General features: G+C 35.9%; 10 protein-coding genes and 1 riboswitch. Of the genes, 4 read left to right on the top strand and 6 right to left on the bottom strand.

Annotated elements, in window-relative coordinates:
* Positions 1 to 117: 117 nt before the first annotated feature.
* Together ACNQGX_RS03650 and ACNQGX_RS03655 are read right to left on the bottom strand one after the other, a co-directional pair.
* A complete protein-coding gene (locus ACNQGX_RS03650; protein WP_417974107.1) occupies positions 118 to 5,784 on the bottom strand; it encodes an alpha-2-macroglobulin family protein in 5,667 nt (1,888 codons plus the stop codon).
* 345 nt (positions 5,785 to 6,129) lie between these two features.
* Positions 6,130 to 6,573, bottom strand: a complete 444-nt coding sequence (locus tag ACNQGX_RS03655) for a nucleoside deaminase (RefSeq protein WP_417974109.1) — start codon at positions 6,571 to 6,573, stop codon at positions 6,130 to 6,132.
* A gap of 64 nt (positions 6,574 to 6,637) precedes the next feature.
* On the opposite strand from ACNQGX_RS03655, the gene ACNQGX_RS03660 reads away from it, so the two are divergent.
* Genes ACNQGX_RS03660 through ACNQGX_RS03670 form a run of 3 tightly spaced genes read left to right on the top strand, consistent with a single transcriptional unit; the run spans position 6,638 to position 10,489 of the window.
* A complete protein-coding gene (locus ACNQGX_RS03660; protein ID WP_417974111.1) occupies positions 6,638 to 7,600 on the top strand; it encodes an energy transducer TonB in 963 nt (320 codons plus the stop codon).
* A gap of 34 nt (positions 7,601 to 7,634) precedes the next feature.
* Positions 7,635 to 9,416 (top strand): 1-deoxy-D-xylulose-5-phosphate synthase, encoded by a 1,782-nt coding sequence (locus tag ACNQGX_RS03665; RefSeq protein ID WP_417974113.1) that lies wholly within the window; start codon positions 7,635 to 7,637, stop codon positions 9,414 to 9,416.
* Between the two features lie 38 nt (positions 9,417 to 9,454).
* Complete coding sequence (locus ACNQGX_RS03670) at positions 9,455 to 10,489, top strand: DUF3078 domain-containing protein (protein WP_417974115.1); 1,035 nt, start codon at positions 9,455 to 9,457, stop codon at positions 10,487 to 10,489.
* 3 nt (positions 10,490 to 10,492) lie between these two features.
* Here ACNQGX_RS03670 and ACNQGX_RS03675 read toward each other — a convergent pair whose 3' ends face one another.
* Positions 10,493 to 11,839: a deoxyguanosinetriphosphate triphosphohydrolase gene (locus tag ACNQGX_RS03675; protein ID WP_417974117.1), complete on the bottom strand. Its 1,347-nt coding sequence runs from the start codon at positions 11,837 to 11,839 to the stop codon at positions 10,493 to 10,495.
* A 211-nt stretch (positions 11,840 to 12,050) separates the two neighbouring features.
* A riboswitch (cobalamin riboswitch) is annotated at positions 12,051 to 12,244 on the top strand.
* Between the two features lie 187 nt (positions 12,245 to 12,431).
* Between ACNQGX_RS03675 and metE the strand changes: the two genes are divergently transcribed.
* Complete coding sequence (gene metE, locus ACNQGX_RS03680; RefSeq protein WP_417974119.1) at positions 12,432 to 14,756, top strand: 5-methyltetrahydropteroyltriglutamate--homocysteine S-methyltransferase; 2,325 nt, start codon at positions 12,432 to 12,434, stop codon at positions 14,754 to 14,756.
* A gap of 65 nt (positions 14,757 to 14,821) precedes the next feature.
* Here metE and ACNQGX_RS03685 read toward each other — a convergent pair whose 3' ends face one another.
* The 3 genes from ACNQGX_RS03685 to ACNQGX_RS03695 form a co-directional block, all read right to left on the bottom strand.
* On the bottom strand, positions 14,822 to 15,313 hold the full coding sequence (locus ACNQGX_RS03685; protein WP_417974121.1) for an RDD family protein: 492 nt from the start codon (positions 15,311 to 15,313) through the stop codon (positions 14,822 to 14,824).
* 424 nt (positions 15,314 to 15,737) lie between these two features.
* Positions 15,738 to 16,469: a DUF3800 domain-containing protein gene (locus ACNQGX_RS03690; RefSeq protein WP_417974123.1), complete on the bottom strand. Its 732-nt coding sequence runs from the start codon at positions 16,467 to 16,469 to the stop codon at positions 15,738 to 15,740.
* 12 nt (positions 16,470 to 16,481) lie between these two features.
* A complete protein-coding gene (locus ACNQGX_RS03695) occupies positions 16,482 to 18,896 on the bottom strand; it encodes a ribonucleoside-diphosphate reductase subunit alpha (protein WP_417974125.1) in 2,415 nt (804 codons plus the stop codon).
* Positions 18,897 to 18,916 lie beyond the last annotated feature (20 nt).

Raw genomic sequence — 18,916 nt, forward strand, 5'->3', positions numbered from 1 at the left:
TAACAGGTTTCCAAAACCTGTTAGTATTCTTTCCCATTCCAAAAAAATAATTTAATTCATCCAATTATACCTAACAGGTTTTGAAAACCTGTTAGGACACGCAATCCAATAGAAATCCTACTTCACCACTTGAACCCAGAACCCTTTTGTTCTTGCCAAAAATGTATTATCATACATCGCTTCGCATTGCAGTCCTGGTAAATAATACATTCCTAAATAAGAAGCGTTCAGTAATATTCTAAAAGTTTTGATTTCTCCAGCTTTCAATCCAAAATAGAAATTAGTTCTGTCATCACGAATATCAATATAATCCGCAATATTGTTGGTTGCGTCTCCATAATCAGTGAAACGGGTATTTACAATTTCGAATCCAGAAGGCAAAATTTGTGACAACGCCACATTTTCTACATGCTCATTTTTCTGATTCCTAACGGTTACCTCAGCAACAAACTCCGTTCCTTGATTAATTTTAGATACATTGATAACGCCACCTTTTCTGTTTTTGAAAACAATGGCTGCCGAGACATTATTCTGAACTGCATTTTCTTGCCCAATAGGAAGAATCCCAGTATTCAACACCCTAACAAACAGCCTGTTCTTTCTATTGTTTTTTAAAGTCACACTATTCGAACCCATTTTGACTACCAAACTTCTATCGGCGATTGTTTTCATCGTTTTAATAGTTTGTGCTCTTCCGTCTTTACTAAACTGAACATCGATTCCTTTAGCACCATTACTTACTGAAAACTTAGTCATTGCATACAAACAATAGGCTGTAGTTTGCGTGCTCATCCATTGGTCGCTTGACATATCTTTTGCCAATTTTGTCGCCATTGTAAATGCTTTTTGCTTTTGTCCAAGTAACAACATCGTTTCCAAAGCCATTGCTCGATTCCTGTCGTTAGAGCCATAATAGTAATAGCTGTAATTGGAATCGTCTTCAATTTTACTATTAAGCAATAAAGTCAGACCTGCCGATTTTTGTCCAGCTAATACATAAGCCGCAGCCAAACGCAATTTAGTTTCATTTGAAATACCTTTGGTCTCACGTAATCTATTCATCGAAGATAAATCTGGAGCTCCCGCCAAAGCCAAAGTGTACAAACGATACGATTGCGCCAAATCATTTCCGTAGCTCGGCTCAAATCGCCATTGCTTGGCTTCTTTTTGTTGGTACGAAATCCATTTTGATTTGAAATTAATTGGCAAAAAGTATCCTTTTTTCTCTGCTTCAATCATAAAATGCCCCGCATAGGATGTACCCCAATCATCGGCTGTTGTTCCACCTTGCCAATACGTTATTCCGCCGTTCGATAATTGAAAACCTCCAAGTCGGGTGATTCCAGCGGTAACATTTTTCTGAATTAAATCTTTACGAGTGGCATCCAAATCGGCAATATCATTCAAATACAATTGCGGAAAAACAGACGAAGTCGTTTGCTCTACACAACCGTGAGGATATTGAATTAAATACTGCAATCGTCCATTCAAATTAATCGTTGGCATCGATGAAACCTCCAATTTCGCCTTATTACTTCCTGAAACACCAAATGTTTTCCACGAAATAGTCTTAGAACTGTTGGGTTCCAAAATCACATCGGTAAACGTATTGGTAACTGGATTAGGATTGGTCATATCGATCTCCACATCATATACCGATTTCTCTTTGCCCGAAGTTGCCACAATTTGCACTTTTCCAATTCCTGTAACAGAACCAACGGCTAAATTAAAATAAGCCATTTTTTCATCTGGTTGTGCGAATGATACTTTTTGAGTGGCACTACCAAGGACTCTTAATCCGTTATTCGTTTTAATTTGAACTGTAACGTTTTTGATGTTTTTTTCCATTGCAAAAACAGTAACTGGAATCGTCACTTTCTCAGATGGAGAAATTTTTCTAGGCAATGAAGCCAAGACCATCAAAGGACTGCGAACAGGAGTTGCTTTTTCGACGCTTCCATAAGCACTTGTAGTTGCATCGCCAGCCACAATCATTGTTTTTACGGACCCAATGTATTTCGGTAATTTTATTTGATGCGTTTTTGTTTCTCCTTTTTCCAATTTAAAAGGCCCCATATAAATCACAACCGGTTTAAAACGGTTCGCTTTTTTGGCTTTTCCACCACCCAAATCTTGGTCACCTCCAATACTAAAAATCTGATTCACTTTTCCGCCATATGCCCCAATCACATCATCATAAATATCCCAGGTTTTTACACCCAAAGCTTCACGAACATAAAAACTGTCCCAGGCATTTGGCGCTTTGAAACGGGTTAAATCCAACAATCCTTCATCAACAATAGCGATAGTGTACGTCATTGCTTTTCCAGATTGTTCACTCACTTTTACGGCGAATGACTGTTCAGGTCGCAATACGTCTGGCATCACTAATTTAGGTGTAAGAATCGTGTTTTTATCAATCACTTCTATTGGCACAATTCCATACATTCTTATTGGCAAATCGTTCTTAGTCGAAGCGTGTGGTTGCAACAGCGTAATATTGAAATACACATTCGGCGCCATAGAAGCTGTAATCGGGATAGTCACTTTGGTTTCTCCTTTTTGGGTCTTCGCCCAAAGCGTTTGTACTACTTTCGAGCCATTTTCGACAGAAATAAAAGCTCTGCCTCCTTCACTTGACGGGAAAGAAATCTGAGCATTTTCACCTACAGCATAATTTTCTTTGTCGGTAGAAAAAACCAGCATATTTGCCGTTGAAGCATCCGTATTTTTAGTTTTTCCAGACCACATTGGCCAATCGATATTTACCGTTAAAGCTGTAGCATGTCCGTCTTCTTCATCCGAAACCCGAATCATATAACGTCCCCATTCTTCATCAGTCACCGCAAATCGCACGTTTCCTTTTCCATTCGCATCAGTGTTTATCGTAAAACTTTTATACGAAGTCGTTGCATCATCAGAATTATAATTGGATAAATTGTCACTTGAAGCGTCCCACCACCAACGCCATTCTACTTTATAAACTTTTACTTCCAGATTTCTAACTGACTTTGGTCTGCCGTTTTCATCAACTGTAACAATATCAAACTGGTTCACTTTTCGAGTTTCCAGCATTCCGTATTTGTTAGGTTCTGGCGATTTCACCCCAACATAAGTGTTATAAGGAGAATAGGTAGTTGCCATAACATCGGTGCTAAAATCTCCTCCTTCTTCATATACTTTGGTAATGAACGAAGCCTTCAACATTCCTGGTGCTTCTCCTTGTATTTTTGGATCTATCGTTGTGTTCGCTTTTCCATTAGCATCTAATTTTCCTGAGAAAACAGTAACTTCTTCCGTGCTGAATTTTCGAACCAAATCATCAAAAACATACTTCTCATACTTCTTGAAAGTTGTTGTTTGTTGCGAAAATTTAGCCTGCATTTCTACATTCAAATTTTTAGCCACAGCTCCGTGAAGCCAAGTCACTTCAAGATTACTCGTATTTGGATAAGAAGAGGAAAGTACTGCTCGTTTGAAGCTGTTTTTTATTTTTAAACGATTCGGTTTAATGGTTTCTATTTTTATACTTTTATAAAACTTCGCGCCACCAACACTAACCATTGCTTCCCAATTTCCAGTTGGAGCATCCATTTCTGTAGGTACAGTAAAAGCATAATGATTCCAAACATTCGATTTTTGAACGGTTTGATACGTCACTTTCCCATTAGGATTACTCAATCTGAATTTTATTGGATGTCCCAATGGTATTTTATTCGAAGCATCATTCAAAATAAAGGACAAATACAGATTATCGCCCGGTCGCCAAACGCCACGTTCTCCATATATAAACCCTTTGAGTCCTTTCTGCAAGGTTTCGCCCGACACATTAAAATTACTTACCGATAACGAATTTCCGTCATCGAGCTTTACATAAGTCGATTGCGTTCCGTAAGTCACAATTGCAAAATAAGCAAAAGTGTCCAACTGAAAACTGGCAATTCCTTCACTGCTTGTCGCTCCTGTAGCTAATTTTTGTTGTTGAAAACTGTATAGATCTACTCTGGCATTAGCAATAGGATCAGTAGTAATTATATTGTTTACGGCAAATAAATAAGATTTATTTTCTCCTCTTTTGGCAATTACGCCAACATCTGATGCCAAAATATTAGTTCCAATCTTAGCATTGTAATAATACGAACTGGAACAAGGGTCTTGACTTTCTCTCCATTCATAATCGTCATAATAGTAATCATCATATGCGTTTTCACTATAATTCACATCATTTTCTTCGACTTCATCCTCCTTATTTTCACTATCATCCGTTTCTGAATTTTCGCATTTATACAAAGAATAGGCTTTTTTATACGAGAACTCCACTCTGTAAATAGCTCCCGGTTCGGGCGTTATGATTTTGGATAAATCCAATGCAAAAGTGTTCCATTTGCTAGGATTGACTAAGTTATTTTCATTTAACCTAAGTGTTGATTTCGCAACGGGCTGTCCTACTCTTTTCAGGTTTCGGGTGCCATTCAACTCATTATCTTGTAAAAACTGAAGGATATTATTTTTGTATATTTTATACACTTTTACATCAACGGCACTTAGATTTACGGCTTCAAAATTGAGTTTTAAATTACTGGAACTTGGCAAAATTGTTCCGTTTTTAACGAAACGAACATTAGGTTTTATTTCATCAAACGAAATTTTTTCGGAATAATTCTCATTTAACTTTTTACCATATTCACTTTCTATCCCTTGAAAAACTTCCAACAGTAATTCCCCAGTAAGCTTTTGTGAAGCAACAACAGGTTCGGGTTCAACTACTTCCACAACTTCTTCTGGTTCTTCAGCCGCGGCACTGTCTACAACAACTGCTGTAGAATCAGAAACTACAATTTCAGGAACTGCTTCTGGCACCACTTCAACTGGTTTTTCAACAGCTTTATCACTATTAAAATAAACCCTCAGCACATTTCCTTGAGTTGAAAACTTTAAATTACTGGTGTTTTGAATCGCCACCAAACCTTTAAAATCCTGTCCTTTTTCTAGTGGCTCCGAGAAATTAATAGATAACGATTGATTGTTCCCTTCCTCCATTTCGGTTTTAATGACTTTGAATTCATTCAATGCCGTAATTGGAAAATCAATAGTCCCTTTTTGATCCATATTATAATCGGTTCCATCGTAAGCAATCTCAAGATTACTCTTAGAATCCATCCGTTGAATGCTGTCAATTCTGAATCTAAACTCTTTTCCAACTGCTGTCGATTTCTCGAAAACTAGATGCAAATCATTCCCATTATGCTCGGCTTCCACCAATTTCTTAGCAGTCTCAAAATCGATATTATCTGCTGTTTTCAACACACAATTCAAATATTGATATTCTTTGCTGTAGGATTGAACATCTAGTGTATTTACAACAAAATCCTGTTTGATAGTTTTTACTGTAAAATTAAAATTGGAAAGTTCCTTATTCTTTTCGGATACCTTTGGATTTAACTTATCCAAATGCAAGGTCACTTGATATTCAGTACCCGATTCCAGCTTTTTTTCGGGAATAAAAGCGATAGTATTACTGGAAAGTGCAATCACTTTTCCATCGACATTTGGAGAAATATCGAATAAATCATTATCCAAAACCTGATTGACTTTCCAATTATTAGTATCGAAAGCCAAAACCACACGAATGTCGGATTGTGCTGAGACAATCCCCCCCGTAAAACTGACTATATACTCTTTGAATAATGAAAAATCAGAATTAAAATCGGCGCCTGATTTTCTACCACACGCTTGAAACAAAAAAAACACACAAACCACGTAAATTAATCCTTTTGTTTTCACTTTTATCTAGAGTTAATGGGTTATAAATTAAAATTATAATAACATTTTACAGTCAAAGCCTTAACTGCAAAAGCACTCATTATATTGTAGTAAAAGTATGGTATTTATTTTATTATTTTAAGAAGAAAATTCGTTGACTGAAGATTTTTTTTGAAGGCTTTTTTTAGGAGCTATTTACTTCGTCAGTTCGTTTCACTCGTGTCCAGCTATCCGTTACCGTTACAAACGAAGTTCACTGAACTCCTATAAAAATAAACATTTAAGTGAAGTAATCTTTTATCTTTTTTTAATAAAAAAACAAAAGGATTTTTACTTCTATCTGGGCTAGGGCATTCGAGTATTATATTACTTCCTTCTTTCTACAAAAAATCGCTTCATCAACTCCGAAGCTTCATTCGCCAGAACTCCAGAAACAACAGTAGTTTTAGGATGCAATTGTGTTCCCATTTTTACAAAACCACGATTTTCATCGGTAGCTCCATACACAATTTTCGAAATCTGACTCCAGTACAAAGCGCCGGCACACATCTGGCAAGGTTCCAGCGTGACGTAAAGCGTACAACCAATTAAATATTTCCCGCCAAGATAATTCGCAGCGGCAGTAATAGTTTGCATTTCGGCGTGGGCCGTAACGTCATGGAGTAATTCGGTTAAGTTATGACTTCTGGCAATTACTTTATTATCAATGACAATTAGGGCCCCAACAGGAATTTCGCCTTTTTCAAAAGCCATTTCGGCTTCCTGTAAAGCCTTTTTCATAAAATATTCGTCAGTGAAAGGATTTATCATATAACAAAAATACATTTTTAACGCATTTTTATCTACATTTATCCATAGAATTACACAGTAAACTATGACACGGAATTACAAAATATCACTACCTGAACCTTGTACAGAAGACTGGAACAAGATGGCGCCTAATGAAAGAGGTAGATTTTGTAGTAATTGCTCTAAAACAGTAGTTGATTTCACAGTAATGTCACCAATTGAAATACAAAAGTACTTTCAAGAGAACTCCAACATATGCGGAAGGATAAAAAAATCACAATTAAATACCATTACGATACAATTACCCTATTCAATTTTATATACTCAAACCGATCATCGAACTATTTTTTTATTGGCATTATTTGTTGTAATGGGCACAACCTTATTTAGCTGTTCGGACAAAAATGGTAGCAAACAAACTATTGACAGAATAGAAGTAATTGAAGATTCTAAAACAACAACCAAAATAGAACCTAAAAAAAATCAAGATTCAAAAAATGATACTATCAATAATTTAGCTTCTTTCTCTTCTCCAAAAGCACATAATCATTCTAAATGCAGTATTCTGCAAAAAAAGAATAAAGAAACAAATGTAAAATCAGATTTTACAGAAGAAGACCAAGTCATTTATGAAGACAATGCAGTATACGGTGGAATGGGAATTAGTGTATATCCTGAATTTATTGGAGGAATTGTACCTTTTCAACAATACATCAAACAAAATTTCAAATTTTTAAAAAAAACAAAACAACTAAACGGCACATTATTTGCCACATTTGTAATTGAAAAAGATGGTAAATTAGATTCAATAAATGTATCTAAAGATCTAGGATTCGGCACAAAAGAAGAGTTTATCAGGATCTTAAGCAATTCTAAAAAATGGACTCCTGGTGAAGAGAATGGAAAAAAAAGAAATTGTAAATTTCAATTATCTCTTACGATCAAACCAGAAATTATAAAAAAATCATTCTTTAGAACCAAAACTATACAGAAGATTGACACCATTGAAATTAAACGAATTACCAAGTATGAAAGCGACAAATTTTAACATTAAAACTGTAAATTTGTTTTTTTACATCTAAATGAGAAACAATTTACTTTCAAACCTAAACAATCCAACCGATTTGCGCCTGCTTGACGAAGTCCAACTTCCTCAAGTTGCCCAAGAGTTACGTGATTTTATTATCGATATTGTGGCTGTAAAAGAAGGGCATCTTGGCGCCAGTTTGGGAGTTGTAGAACTCACAATAGCTTTGCATTATGTTTTTGACACACCGAACGATTTGTTAATTTGGGACGTAGGTCATCAAGCCTACGGACATAAAATACTGACCGGAAGAAGAGAAAATTTTCATACCAATCGTCAAATTGGCGGTATTTCCGGTTTTCCAAAAAGAAGTGAGAGTATTTATGATGCTTTTGGCGTAGGCCACTCCTCTACTTCTATTTCGGCAGCTTTAGGAATGGCAATTGCTTCCAATTTGAAAGGCGATTTCAACAAACAGCACATTGCAGTAATTGGAGACGCTTCAATCGCATCAGGAATGGCTTTTGAAGGCTTAAATCACGCCGGAGTTACCGATGCTAATTTATTGGTGATTCTCAACGATAACGCCATCGGGATTGATCCAAGTGTAGGCGCTTTGAAACAATACCTTACTGCCGTAAAAGAAGGGAAAAATCCGAGGCAAAATAATATGATTAAATCTTTGAATTTTAATTATTCAGGCCCCATTGACGGTCACGATATTTTTGCCGTCATCAAAGAACTGAAGCGTTTGCAAAAAATCAAAGGACCTAAATTCCTTCATATCATTACCACCAAAGGAAAAGGACTGCAACAAGCCGAAGAAAATCAGGTAAAATATCATGCACCCGGAAAATTTGATGCTGCAACAGGAGAAATCCACATCAAATCCGAAGAAAATTTACCTCCAAAATATCAGGATGTTTTTGGCTTGACCGTATTGGATTTGGCCAGAAAAAACGAAAAAATCATAGGAATTACACCGGCAATGCCATCCGGAAGTTCCTTAAAGTTTATGATGGAGGCTTTTCCAAAACGTGCTTTTGATGTAGGAATCGCCGAGCAACATGCCGTGACTTTAGCGGCTGGAATGGCAACTCAAGGGATGGTAGTTTTTTGTAATATTTACTCCACTTTTTTACAAAGAGGATACGATCAGGTAATTCATGATGTCGCTTTACAAAATCTTCCGGTGATTTTTTGTTTAGACAGAGCCGGTTTAGTAGGCGAAGACGGCGCAACGCATCACGGTGTTTTCGATTTGGCTTATCTGCGCTGCATTCCCAACATGATTGTATATGCTCCAATGAATGAAATAGCGTTGCAAAATATTCTATATACGGCACAATTGGGATTAGATCACCCCATAGCCATTCGCTATCCGCGTGGTCGTGGTGTTATTGCAGATTGGCAAACTCAACATTTGGGAAACTATCAAAAAATAACAATTGGAAAAAGTATTTGTATTAAAGAAGGTTCGAAAATAGCCGTTTTATCCAATGGAACTATTGGTAATAATGTCACTTTGGCACTAGCCAAAATAAACCATCCAGAAATTATTGCGCATTACGATTTTTCTTTTGTTAAACCATTAGACAAAAACGCATTACATTCCATTTTCATTAAATTTTCTACTATAATTACTATAGAAGACGGTGTTGTAAAAGGCGGTTTCGGAAGTGCAATTCTTGAGTTTGCTTCTGAGAATAATTATATGTCAAAAATAACGGCTCTTGGCATTCCTGATGAGTTCATTGAACATGGAACTGTAGCTGAATTACAACAATATTGCAAAATTGACGTTAAAAGTCTTGAAATACTTTTTTCGAGTTATTAAAAGAATTATTTTGCAACCTCAAACACAACTAATACAAAATGAAATTATTAACCTACACATTCCTTTTACTTACCTTTACAATATCTTTTACTTGTTTCTCTCAAGAAGTAAGAATCACACCGTTATCAGACACACTTAGACCTGAAACAACGCTATCAATAGCAAATAAACCATTGACAGTAGCATTAAAAATACAAACTAAAACACACTACCTTCCATTATCCTATTGGAGTAAAAAAAATAGTTTAGGCTTTGATATCTCTGAAGTAGCCTTTGTCAACTGGAGTGCAGGAGGAACAAGTTCGATTTCAGGATTATTTAAAGGAAAATTTCATAGAAATTATACCGGAAGCAATTACAACTGGTCAAATGAGTTAATCGTTAAATACGGTTTAAACAAACAAGACGGCATTGATATACGAAAAACAGAAGATGCCATACAATTTAACTCCACATTTGGCTACAGAAAAAACCCTCTTTCTAACTGGTTTCATTCCGCTAAATTCAATTTTAATACGCAATTTGCCAATGGTTATGCGTATCCAAATACTGAAAATGCAATCTCAAAACCTTTTGCTCCCGCTTATATTTTTATGGGTGTAGGCGCTGAAAATATCGATAAAGAAAAGAAAAGAACATTTTACATCTCCCCATTTACACTTAAAACAACCCTGGTTTTAGACCAAAGACTGGCGAATCAAGGTGCTTTTGGTGTTGTTAAAGCGACATACGATCTGGACGGGAATTTGCTCACCGAAGGAGAAAAATCAAAAATGGAACTTGGCTTTTTAATAACCAATAAATACAAAAAAGAAGTATTCAAAAATGTCAATCTAGAAAATCGTCTGAGCTTATATTCTGATTACGTGAATCGTTTTGGAAATATAGACGTAGATTGCGACTTACAAGTAGAACTTGTGGTAAATCAATACGTTAAAGCCAATATTGGAGCACACGTTATATATGACGACGATATCAAATCAAAAAGAGAAATCGCCGGAATACAAGTAACCGAAGGTCCAAAAACACAAATAAGACAAGCTATTGGTGTTGGAATCGAATATGTTTTCTAAAAATTAATTCTTCTTTCCACCATTAATAGTTTCGAACAATTCAAGTGCATTTCCATCAGTCAAAAGTGACACATAATGGCAGATATGAAGTAATCTTCCATAAAGGTTTTCTTTTTCCAAATGGTGCTTTTCTGGTAACATTTTCATGATTAAAGCATCATAATTAGAAGCTTCTCCGTTGAATTTATTATTGAAAGCAGTTATGAATTTATCCAACAAGGTTTGTATAATTTGATAACCCACAATTTCTTTCTCGATAACTTCACGGCTTTGGTAAATATTTTTGACACTTATTTTAATAATGTCATCCATTTGGGCTTTGTACTTGCTTTTATCCATGATGGCAAACGGGAATTTACCTTGCATAATTAATGCTTCATTTTCTACAAAAACTTTTACGGCATCGTTTATTAAACTCCCAATGGCCAAAGCGCGCAAATAACTGATTCTGTCTTCTTTGGTTTCTAAAGTCTTATATTTTGACGTATCGATACTGTCTTTTACCAGTTTTATTAAATATTCCAAGGCGAAATCTTCGGACACTAAACCAAGATTTATTCCGTCTTCAAAATCAATAATGGTATAACAAATATCATCTGCCGCTTCGACTAAATACGCCAAAGGATGTCTTTCGAAACCTATATTATCTCCTGATTTATTTGGAATCAAACCCATATCAGAAGCCACATCTTGAAAAAAGGCTTTATCGGTTTGAAAGAAGCCGTATTTTTTATCGGCAATGTCTTTGGTTGGTTTTTTAGGCAAGCTTTCTTTTGGGTATTTCATAAAAGCACCAAGAGTCGCATACGAAATTCGAAGTCCGCCTTCAATTCCGGGACGACTTGCTGTTAACACTGAAAAACCATTGGCATTTCCTTCAAAATCAATTAAATCCTGCCATTCTTTTGCAGTAAGCTGGTCTTTATATTGCTGTCCTTTCCCAATCGAAAAATACTCTCCAATCGCTTTCTCGCCGGAATGTCCAAAAGGTGGATTCCCAATATCATGCGCCAAAGATGCCGCGGCAACAATAGCCCCAAAATCATTCATATGATACCCATGAACTTCTTTCAGATGCGGATATTTTTCGATAATTTTCTTACCAACCAATCGTCCTAAAGAACGTCCCACAACTGAAACTTCTAAACTGTGTGTCAATCTGGTGTGCACAAAATCAGTTTTCGACAATGGAATCACTTGTGTTTTATCCTGCAAACTTCTGAAAGCGGCCGAGAAGATAATACGGTCGTAATCAACTTCAAAACCCAAACGGGTATCGTCTTGTTCTACACGCAATCTTTTGCCTTTGTCGCCTTGTCGTCTTAGTGATAAAAGTTGTTCCCAGTTCATGATTTCTTTTTAAAATTTCTTTCCAAAGATAGCAGAAATAGACACATTATCAAGTGAAACAAAGTCAGGTATGACTTAATTTATATGAAAAACCTAAAGTATCGGCTCCTATTAATACAATATCCTAAAAATAACAAATTTATAAACCTATCGAAAAAAACTTTAAATGATTAGTGCTACTTTTGTACCGAATTTAAGTTCTTAATTTATTTCTTCATCAACCGATAAGGGTTTTACTTAACTGTAGATTAATAGGGAATCGTGTGTAAATCACGAACTGTCGCGCAACTGTAAGTAACACAAAAAGTTTTTATCTGAAATAAGATCCACTGTTAGTCTATGACGAATGGGAAGGATGATAAAAATGTTACAAGTCAGGAGACCTGCCTTTTATCGAATTGACAATGCTTTCGCGATTTGAAGCAATAGTCAGGTATGGTGCGTTCTGAACACAATAAGCGTAACTATTTATGCCTTGTTGTGCGGTTCTCTTTGGTAACGCATTTCCCCTTTCTACTATTTATTTCTAACGAGCATTTGAAATGCATCAAGAGCTTTTAACTGATTTATTCATCATTTAAAAAGCAAAAAAATGCTAACAAACAATCTTGGCTACCCGCGAATTGGTAGCAACAGAGAATTAAAAAAAGCCTGCGAATCGTACTGGGCAGGAAAAATTTCCGCAGACGAACTTTTGGCTACAGGCGCAACTATCCGCAAGCAAAACTGGCAGTTACAAGCCGAAACCGGAATCGATTTAATCCCTTCAAACGATTTTTCGTTTTACGATCAAGTACTGGATTTATCACTTACATTAGGAGTTATCCCAAAACGTTATCAAGAATTAGCCAAAACAAACTCCACTATCGATTTGTATTTTGCCATGGCTAGAGGTTCACAAAAAGAAGGACAAGATGTAGTTGCGATGGAAATGACAAAATGGTTTGACACCAATTACCATTACATCGTACCGGAATTTACCAAAGACCAAGAATTCAAATTATTCTCCGAAAAAATAATCGACGAATTCAAAGAAGCCAATGCTTTAGGAATCGTTACAAAGCCTGTACTTATAGGGCCTGTAACGTATTTACTTCTTGGAAAAGAAAAGGAAGAAGGTTTCCATAGAATTGATCTTATCGATAAGTTACTTCCGGTATATTTTGAAATACTTCAAAAACTGGAAAATGAAAATGTAGAATGGATTCAATTTGACGAACCATTTCTGGCTTTGAATCTAACGGATAAAGAAAGAAGTGCCATCACTTATACATATAACGAAATCAACAAACGTTTCCCTAAAATCAAATTAATTCTTGCTAATTATTTTGATTGTTTTGGAGAAAATCTTGACACCGTTCTTGCCTTACCCGTTCATACGTTGCATCTGGATTTGGTTCGTTGTCATTCGCAATTGGATGATATTTTGGAATCAGGACAATTATCAAGCAATGTGAGTCTTTCGCTAGGTGTTGTTGATGGAAGGAATATTTGGAAAAATGATTTCAAAAATTCATTGGCTATTATTATGAAAGCGACAGATGCACTCGGTGAAAACAGAATATTAATTGCGCCATCGTGTTCGCTGATTCACTCGCCATGTGATTTGGAATTAGAAACGAATAATGCAACGCTAACTCCAGAAATCAAACAATGGCTGGCTTTCGCCAAACAAAAAACAGAAGAAATAGTGCTGCTTAAGTATTTTGCTTCGAATGAAATAGATGTCAGTAATTCTATTCGTTTTCAAGAAAATACTGTTGCCAATGAAAACAGAAAAACATCAACTTTAATACATAATGATGCGGTAAAAAATCGTGTCGCCAGTATTACAACTGGTGATGACCAAAGAGAAAGTCCATTTTCAATTCGTAGAAAAAAGCAAATAGACGTATTAAATCTTCCATTATTCCCGACTACAACTATTGGTTCTTTCCCGCAAACAACGGAAGTACGAAGCTGGAGAGCCAAGTTCAAAAAAGGAGAATTAAGCCAACAACAATACGATGATTTACTTCAAAAGGAAACCGAAGAAACCATCCGCTTTCAAGAAGAAACCGGCATTGACGTTTTGGTTCACGGAGAATTTGAACGCAACGATATGGTGGAATACTTTGGCGAACAATTGGACGGATTTACGTTTACCAAAAATGGTTGGGTGCAAAGTTATGGCAGCCGTTGTGTGAAACCTCCCGTTATTTATGGCGACGTTTCCCGCCCAAATCCTATGACGGTAAAATGGTCAGCTTTTGCACAATCCCTTACTCCAAAATGGGTAAAAGGAATGTTAACCGGTCCCGTGACTATTTTGCAATGGTCGTTCGTGCGTAACGATCAACCGCGCTCAGAAACCTGCACTCAAATTGCATTAGCGATTAGAGATGAAGTAGTCGATTTAGAAAATGCAGGAATTAAGATTATTCAAATTGATGAACCAGCTATTCGAGAAGGATTGCCTTTGCGAAAAGAAGAATGGGCAACCTATTTGGATTGGGCGGTAAAAGCCTTTAGAATTTCGGCAAGTGGCGTAAAAGATGACACCCAGATTCATACGCACATGTGCTACAGCGAATTCAACGATATCATCCAAAATATTGCCGACATGGATGCCGATGTAATCACCATAGAATGTTCCCGTTCTCAAATGGAATTGTTAGATGCTTTCGCCGATTTCAATTATCCAAACGAAATAGGTCCAGGAGTCTATGACATTCACTCACCTCGTGTACCTTCAAGTACTGAAATGGTACGATTATTAGAAAAAGCTTCGGCAGTGATTCCTGTAGATCAACTTTGGGTAAATCCGGATTGTGGTTTAAAAACACGTCATTGGGATGAAACCAAAAAGGCTTTAATCGAAATGGTGGCCGCAGCTCAACAAATGAGAATTGCTGTAGAAAACATTGCAACGGTATAATTCAATTCAAAAAAACCCAGTAGATTTAAAAATTTACTGGGTTTTCTTTTTAAGGGAAACTGTTATTAAACTACAATTTCATCGGATGGATCAAGCAATTTCTTTTTTGCTATAAACTCATGCTTTTTCACCACATACGTAACGGATAATGTATCATGCCATCCACGCGCAGCAATTAAAAAAGAAAAAGGCTCCAAAGGAATTAATCTGGAAACCGTTCGTATAATAATGCTTTTCATATTGGGTTTTGAACCGTCATGCTTTACAACTAGTGTTTTAGTAAAATATTTAGCGAAGGTTCTGGAGAAATACATTTCAGTAAGTCCATAATAAAAAAACAGGATAATAAGTCCAAAAAAGAAGCTTTCAATTGGGCTCAATGTTTTAATCCAATTCGAAGCGGCATAACTGTTGGTCAAGTCTCCAATTATATTTACAGTGGTGCCAATAGTGATTTCAATAACATAAACTATCAATATATCGATAATAAAATTCAGGAGACGCTGACTTTTGGAAGCTAATAAATCATCTGTAACAGTAAATTTTTTATTTTCCATTTTTAACATTTTTGATTCTTACAAAAAGGGCTTTAAGGCTAATAAGTATCTCAAATATAGTGAATTATTTACAAAATTAAACTGTTCGTTCTTTGTATTTTAGCCCTGTTTACTTCACAACACTTTTATTTTAATTGGAGTTCAGTGAATTTCATTTGCAACGGAAAACGAGACACGAGCGAAGCGAACTGACGAAGTAAATCGTTCCAGAAAAACCAAAGCTCCTCAATTACTTTTGTGTTTTTAAAGAAATTTAAATATTTAACACATCGTTACAAACTGCAACTTTTTATCACATCTTGATTTTTTATTACAAATTTGTAATATCTTTGCATAAGAATTATACATCAATAGATGTTTATATATTTGGATTGGGGTGTCCCCGGTCGACAACAAAGACTGATTTTATCAGTCTTTTTGTTTTTTACGGAAATACCTTTAGCCCGTAAAGTTTTCCGTTTTTAGTATAAAATTTATCTTTAATTAACTCGTAAGAAATATTTACCCCTTCTGGAAAAATAATTTTTTTAGCAATTGGATAAGCCAATAAATCTGAAATTTGCAGTCCGTTACTATTTTGTCTTTTATCAAGAAAAGTATGTTTTAGCGCATATTTTTTCATTCGTTCCACATCAACATAAAAGGTACCAACTTGATTTAGTTTGTTTAAATGATTTGCGAGTTTAGCGTCTTCTTTTTTACCGCGTTTTTCAATTATTATTTCTAAGTTTTCACAATCATTATGTTCATCAAGACAAAAAATAGTTCTTTCTAAAATAAACGAAAGAGCAATTTCGTAGACATCATCTTCTAGTTTCCCATACTTTCTGATAAATGAAGTTTTATCAATTGCCGAACTAATTATTTTGTAATTGCTCGAAGTAAGAACGCTATTTATGTCGTTATAAAACTGCTCTTTTATTTTTAAATCGAATAAAATCTTGAATTCATTATTGCATTTTCTAATATCCCGAGAATGCAAAATCACATTTGGATTATCCCAGTATTTTAATTTTGTATTATTTACAATCGAATTAATTTTAGAATACTCATCTTCTGAAATCAAGACACCACATAACAAAAATACCGGAAAACTTGTATCAATATTTTTCAACCCGTGATCTCCACTTTCATCAATAAATAAATAATATTTCAAATTATTAAAGAATTAAGACCCGCACATTTCACATTCGTCCGGACCGGCATTTTTAGACAATTCAATCATTGCTCTGTATTCATCGGCAGTCATCTCAACTGCTTCCGTTACTACAGGAATGGCAACTGGTTGTTCTTGAATTTCAATTGGCTCTGCTTTTTTATCATTGTTTAATGTAAATTTAATCGCATCCACCGCAGCTTTTGTTCTTAAATAGTACATTCCTGTTTTCAATCCGGATTGCCAAGCGTAGAAATGCATCGATGTCAATTTAGAATAATTGGCATTTTGCATGAATAAATTCAACGACTGTGATTGATCGACAAAATAACCCCGTTGGCGTGACATATCGATAATGTCTTTCATTGACATTTCCCAAACGGTTTTGTACAATTCTTTCAAGTCTTGCGGAATGTTTAGGTCTTGAACAGAACCGTTATTACGCATTAATTCTTGTTTCAAGGTTTCGTTCCACAAACCGCGTTCCACTAAATCGTGTAATAAGTGTTTGTTTACCACAATAAATTCTCCCGAAAGTACTCTTCTCGTGTAAATATTAGAAGTATATGGCTCGAATGCTTCGTTGTTACCCAAAATTTGAGAAGTCGAAGCAGTTGGCATTGGAGCAACTAACAATGAGTTTCTCACACCGTGTTCCATCACTTCTTTTCTCAATGAAGCCCAGTCCCAACGACCTGACAATTCTTCATCTTTCAATCCCCAAAGGTTGTATTGGAATTCTCCCTGTGAAATTGGAGAACCTTTAAAAGTGGAATAAGGCCCTTCTTCTTTGGCCATTTCCATCGATGCGGTTACGGCAGCAAAATATAAGGTTTCAAAAATTTCCTGATTCAGTTTTTTAGCTTCATCACTGGTAAAAGGCAAACGCAACATGATGAAAGCATCAGCTAATCCTTGTACTCCAAGACCGATTGGTCTGTGGCGTTTATTAGAATTTTCTCCTTCTATTACCGGATAATAATTCCTGTCGATAACTTTATTCAAGTTTCTCGTCACACGTTTCGTAACGGTAAACAACAAGTCATGATTGAATTTTTTGTTTTCCACAAACATTGGCAATGAAAGTGACGCCAGATTACAAACCGCGATTTCATCTTTCGAAGTATATTCCATAATCTCAGTACATAAATTCGATGAACGAATCGTACCCAGATTTTTTTGGTTTGATTTTCTGTTGGCTGCATCTTTATACAACATGTATGGCGTTCCGGTCTCGATTTGCGATTCCAGAATTTTCTCCCACAACTCATGTGCTTTGATGGTTTTTCTACCTTTTCCGCGTTTCTCGTAATCGATATACATCGCTTCAAACTCTTCGCCATACACATCATACAATCCCGGACATTCGTTAGGACACATCAAGGTCCAATAACTGTCTTCTTGTACTCTTTTCATGAATAAATCAGAAGTCCACATCGCAAAGAATAAATCTCTTGCACGCATTTCTTCTTTACCGGTATTCTTTTTCAAGTCCAGGAATTCAAAGATATCCGCATGCCAGGTTTCGATATAAATCGCAAAACTACCTTTACGTTTTCCACCACCTTGATCTACATAACGCGCCGTGTCATTGAAAACTCTTAACATCGGAACAATTCCGTTTGACGTTCCGTTTGTTCCGCGAATATAAGAACCTGTCGCACGAACATTGTGGATAGAAAGCCCAATTCCACCGGCTGATTGCGAGATTTTTGCCGTTTGTTTCAACGTGTCATAAATCCCGTCAATACTATCGTCTTGCATCGCTAGAAGAAAACAAGAAGACATTTGAGGTTTTGGCGTTCCAGCGTTGAACAATGTTGGAGTCGCATGCGTAAAGAATTTTTTCGACATTAAGTCGTAGGTTTCTATTACTGATGTCAAATCATCTAAGTGAATCCCAACAGACACACGCATCAACATGTGTTGCGGACGCTCTACGATTTTACCGTTTAATTTTAACAAATACGATCTTTCCAAGGTTTTAAAACCAAAATAATCGTAGTTGAAATCTCTATTATAAATGATATGTGAATCTAAAAATTCTGAATTTTCCTGAATCACCTTGAATACTTCATCCGAAAGCAATGGCGCATCCTGTCCATTTCTTGGATTGACGTACAAATACATATCTTTCATCGTTTCTGAGAACGATTTTTTAGTATTCGAATGTAAATTGGAGATTGCGATACGAGCAGCTAATTGAGCGTAATCCGGATGTGCAATAGTCATTGAAGCAGCAGTTTCGGCAGCAAGATTGTCCAATTCTGATGTAGAAACACCATCATACAACCCTTCAATAACACGCATCGCCACTTTTACAGGATCAACTAATTCGTTCAACCCGTAACATAATTTTTTTATTCTATCCGTAATCTTATCAAACATTACCGGCTCCTTGTGGCCATCTCTTTTTATTACATACATACTTTTAGAATTATAAGTTA

Origin of the sequence: Flavobacterium glycogeni (assembly GCF_048286775.1) — a bacterium.
Lineage (GTDB): Bacteria > Bacteroidota > Bacteroidia > Flavobacteriales > Flavobacteriaceae > Flavobacterium.

Excerpts from the sequence above, each read along its gene's own strand:
- ACNQGX_RS03695 (WP_417974125.1), bottom strand. The coding sequence starts at position 18,896 with ATGTATGTAATAAAAAGAGATGGCCACAAGGAGCCGGTAATGTTTGAT.
- metE (WP_417974119.1), top strand. The coding sequence starts at position 12,432 with ATGCTAACAAACAATCTTGGCTACCCGCGAATTGGTAGCAACAGAGAA.
- ACNQGX_RS03665 (WP_417974113.1), top strand. The coding sequence starts at position 7,635 with ATGAGAAACAATTTACTTTCAAACCTAAACAATCCAACCGATTTGCGC.
- ACNQGX_RS03655 (WP_417974109.1), bottom strand. The coding sequence starts at position 6,573 with ATGATAAATCCTTTCACTGACGAATATTTTATGAAAAAGGCTTTACAG.
- ACNQGX_RS03685 (WP_417974121.1), bottom strand. The coding sequence starts at position 15,313 with ATGGAAAATAAAAAATTTACTGTTACAGATGATTTATTAGCTTCCAAA.
- ACNQGX_RS03660 (WP_417974111.1), top strand. The coding sequence starts at position 6,638 with ATGACACGGAATTACAAAATATCACTACCTGAACCTTGTACAGAAGAC.
- ACNQGX_RS03670 (WP_417974115.1), top strand. The coding sequence starts at position 9,455 with ATGAAATTATTAACCTACACATTCCTTTTACTTACCTTTACAATATCT.
- ACNQGX_RS03675 (WP_417974117.1), bottom strand. The coding sequence starts at position 11,839 with ATGAACTGGGAACAACTTTTATCACTAAGACGACAAGGCGACAAAGGC.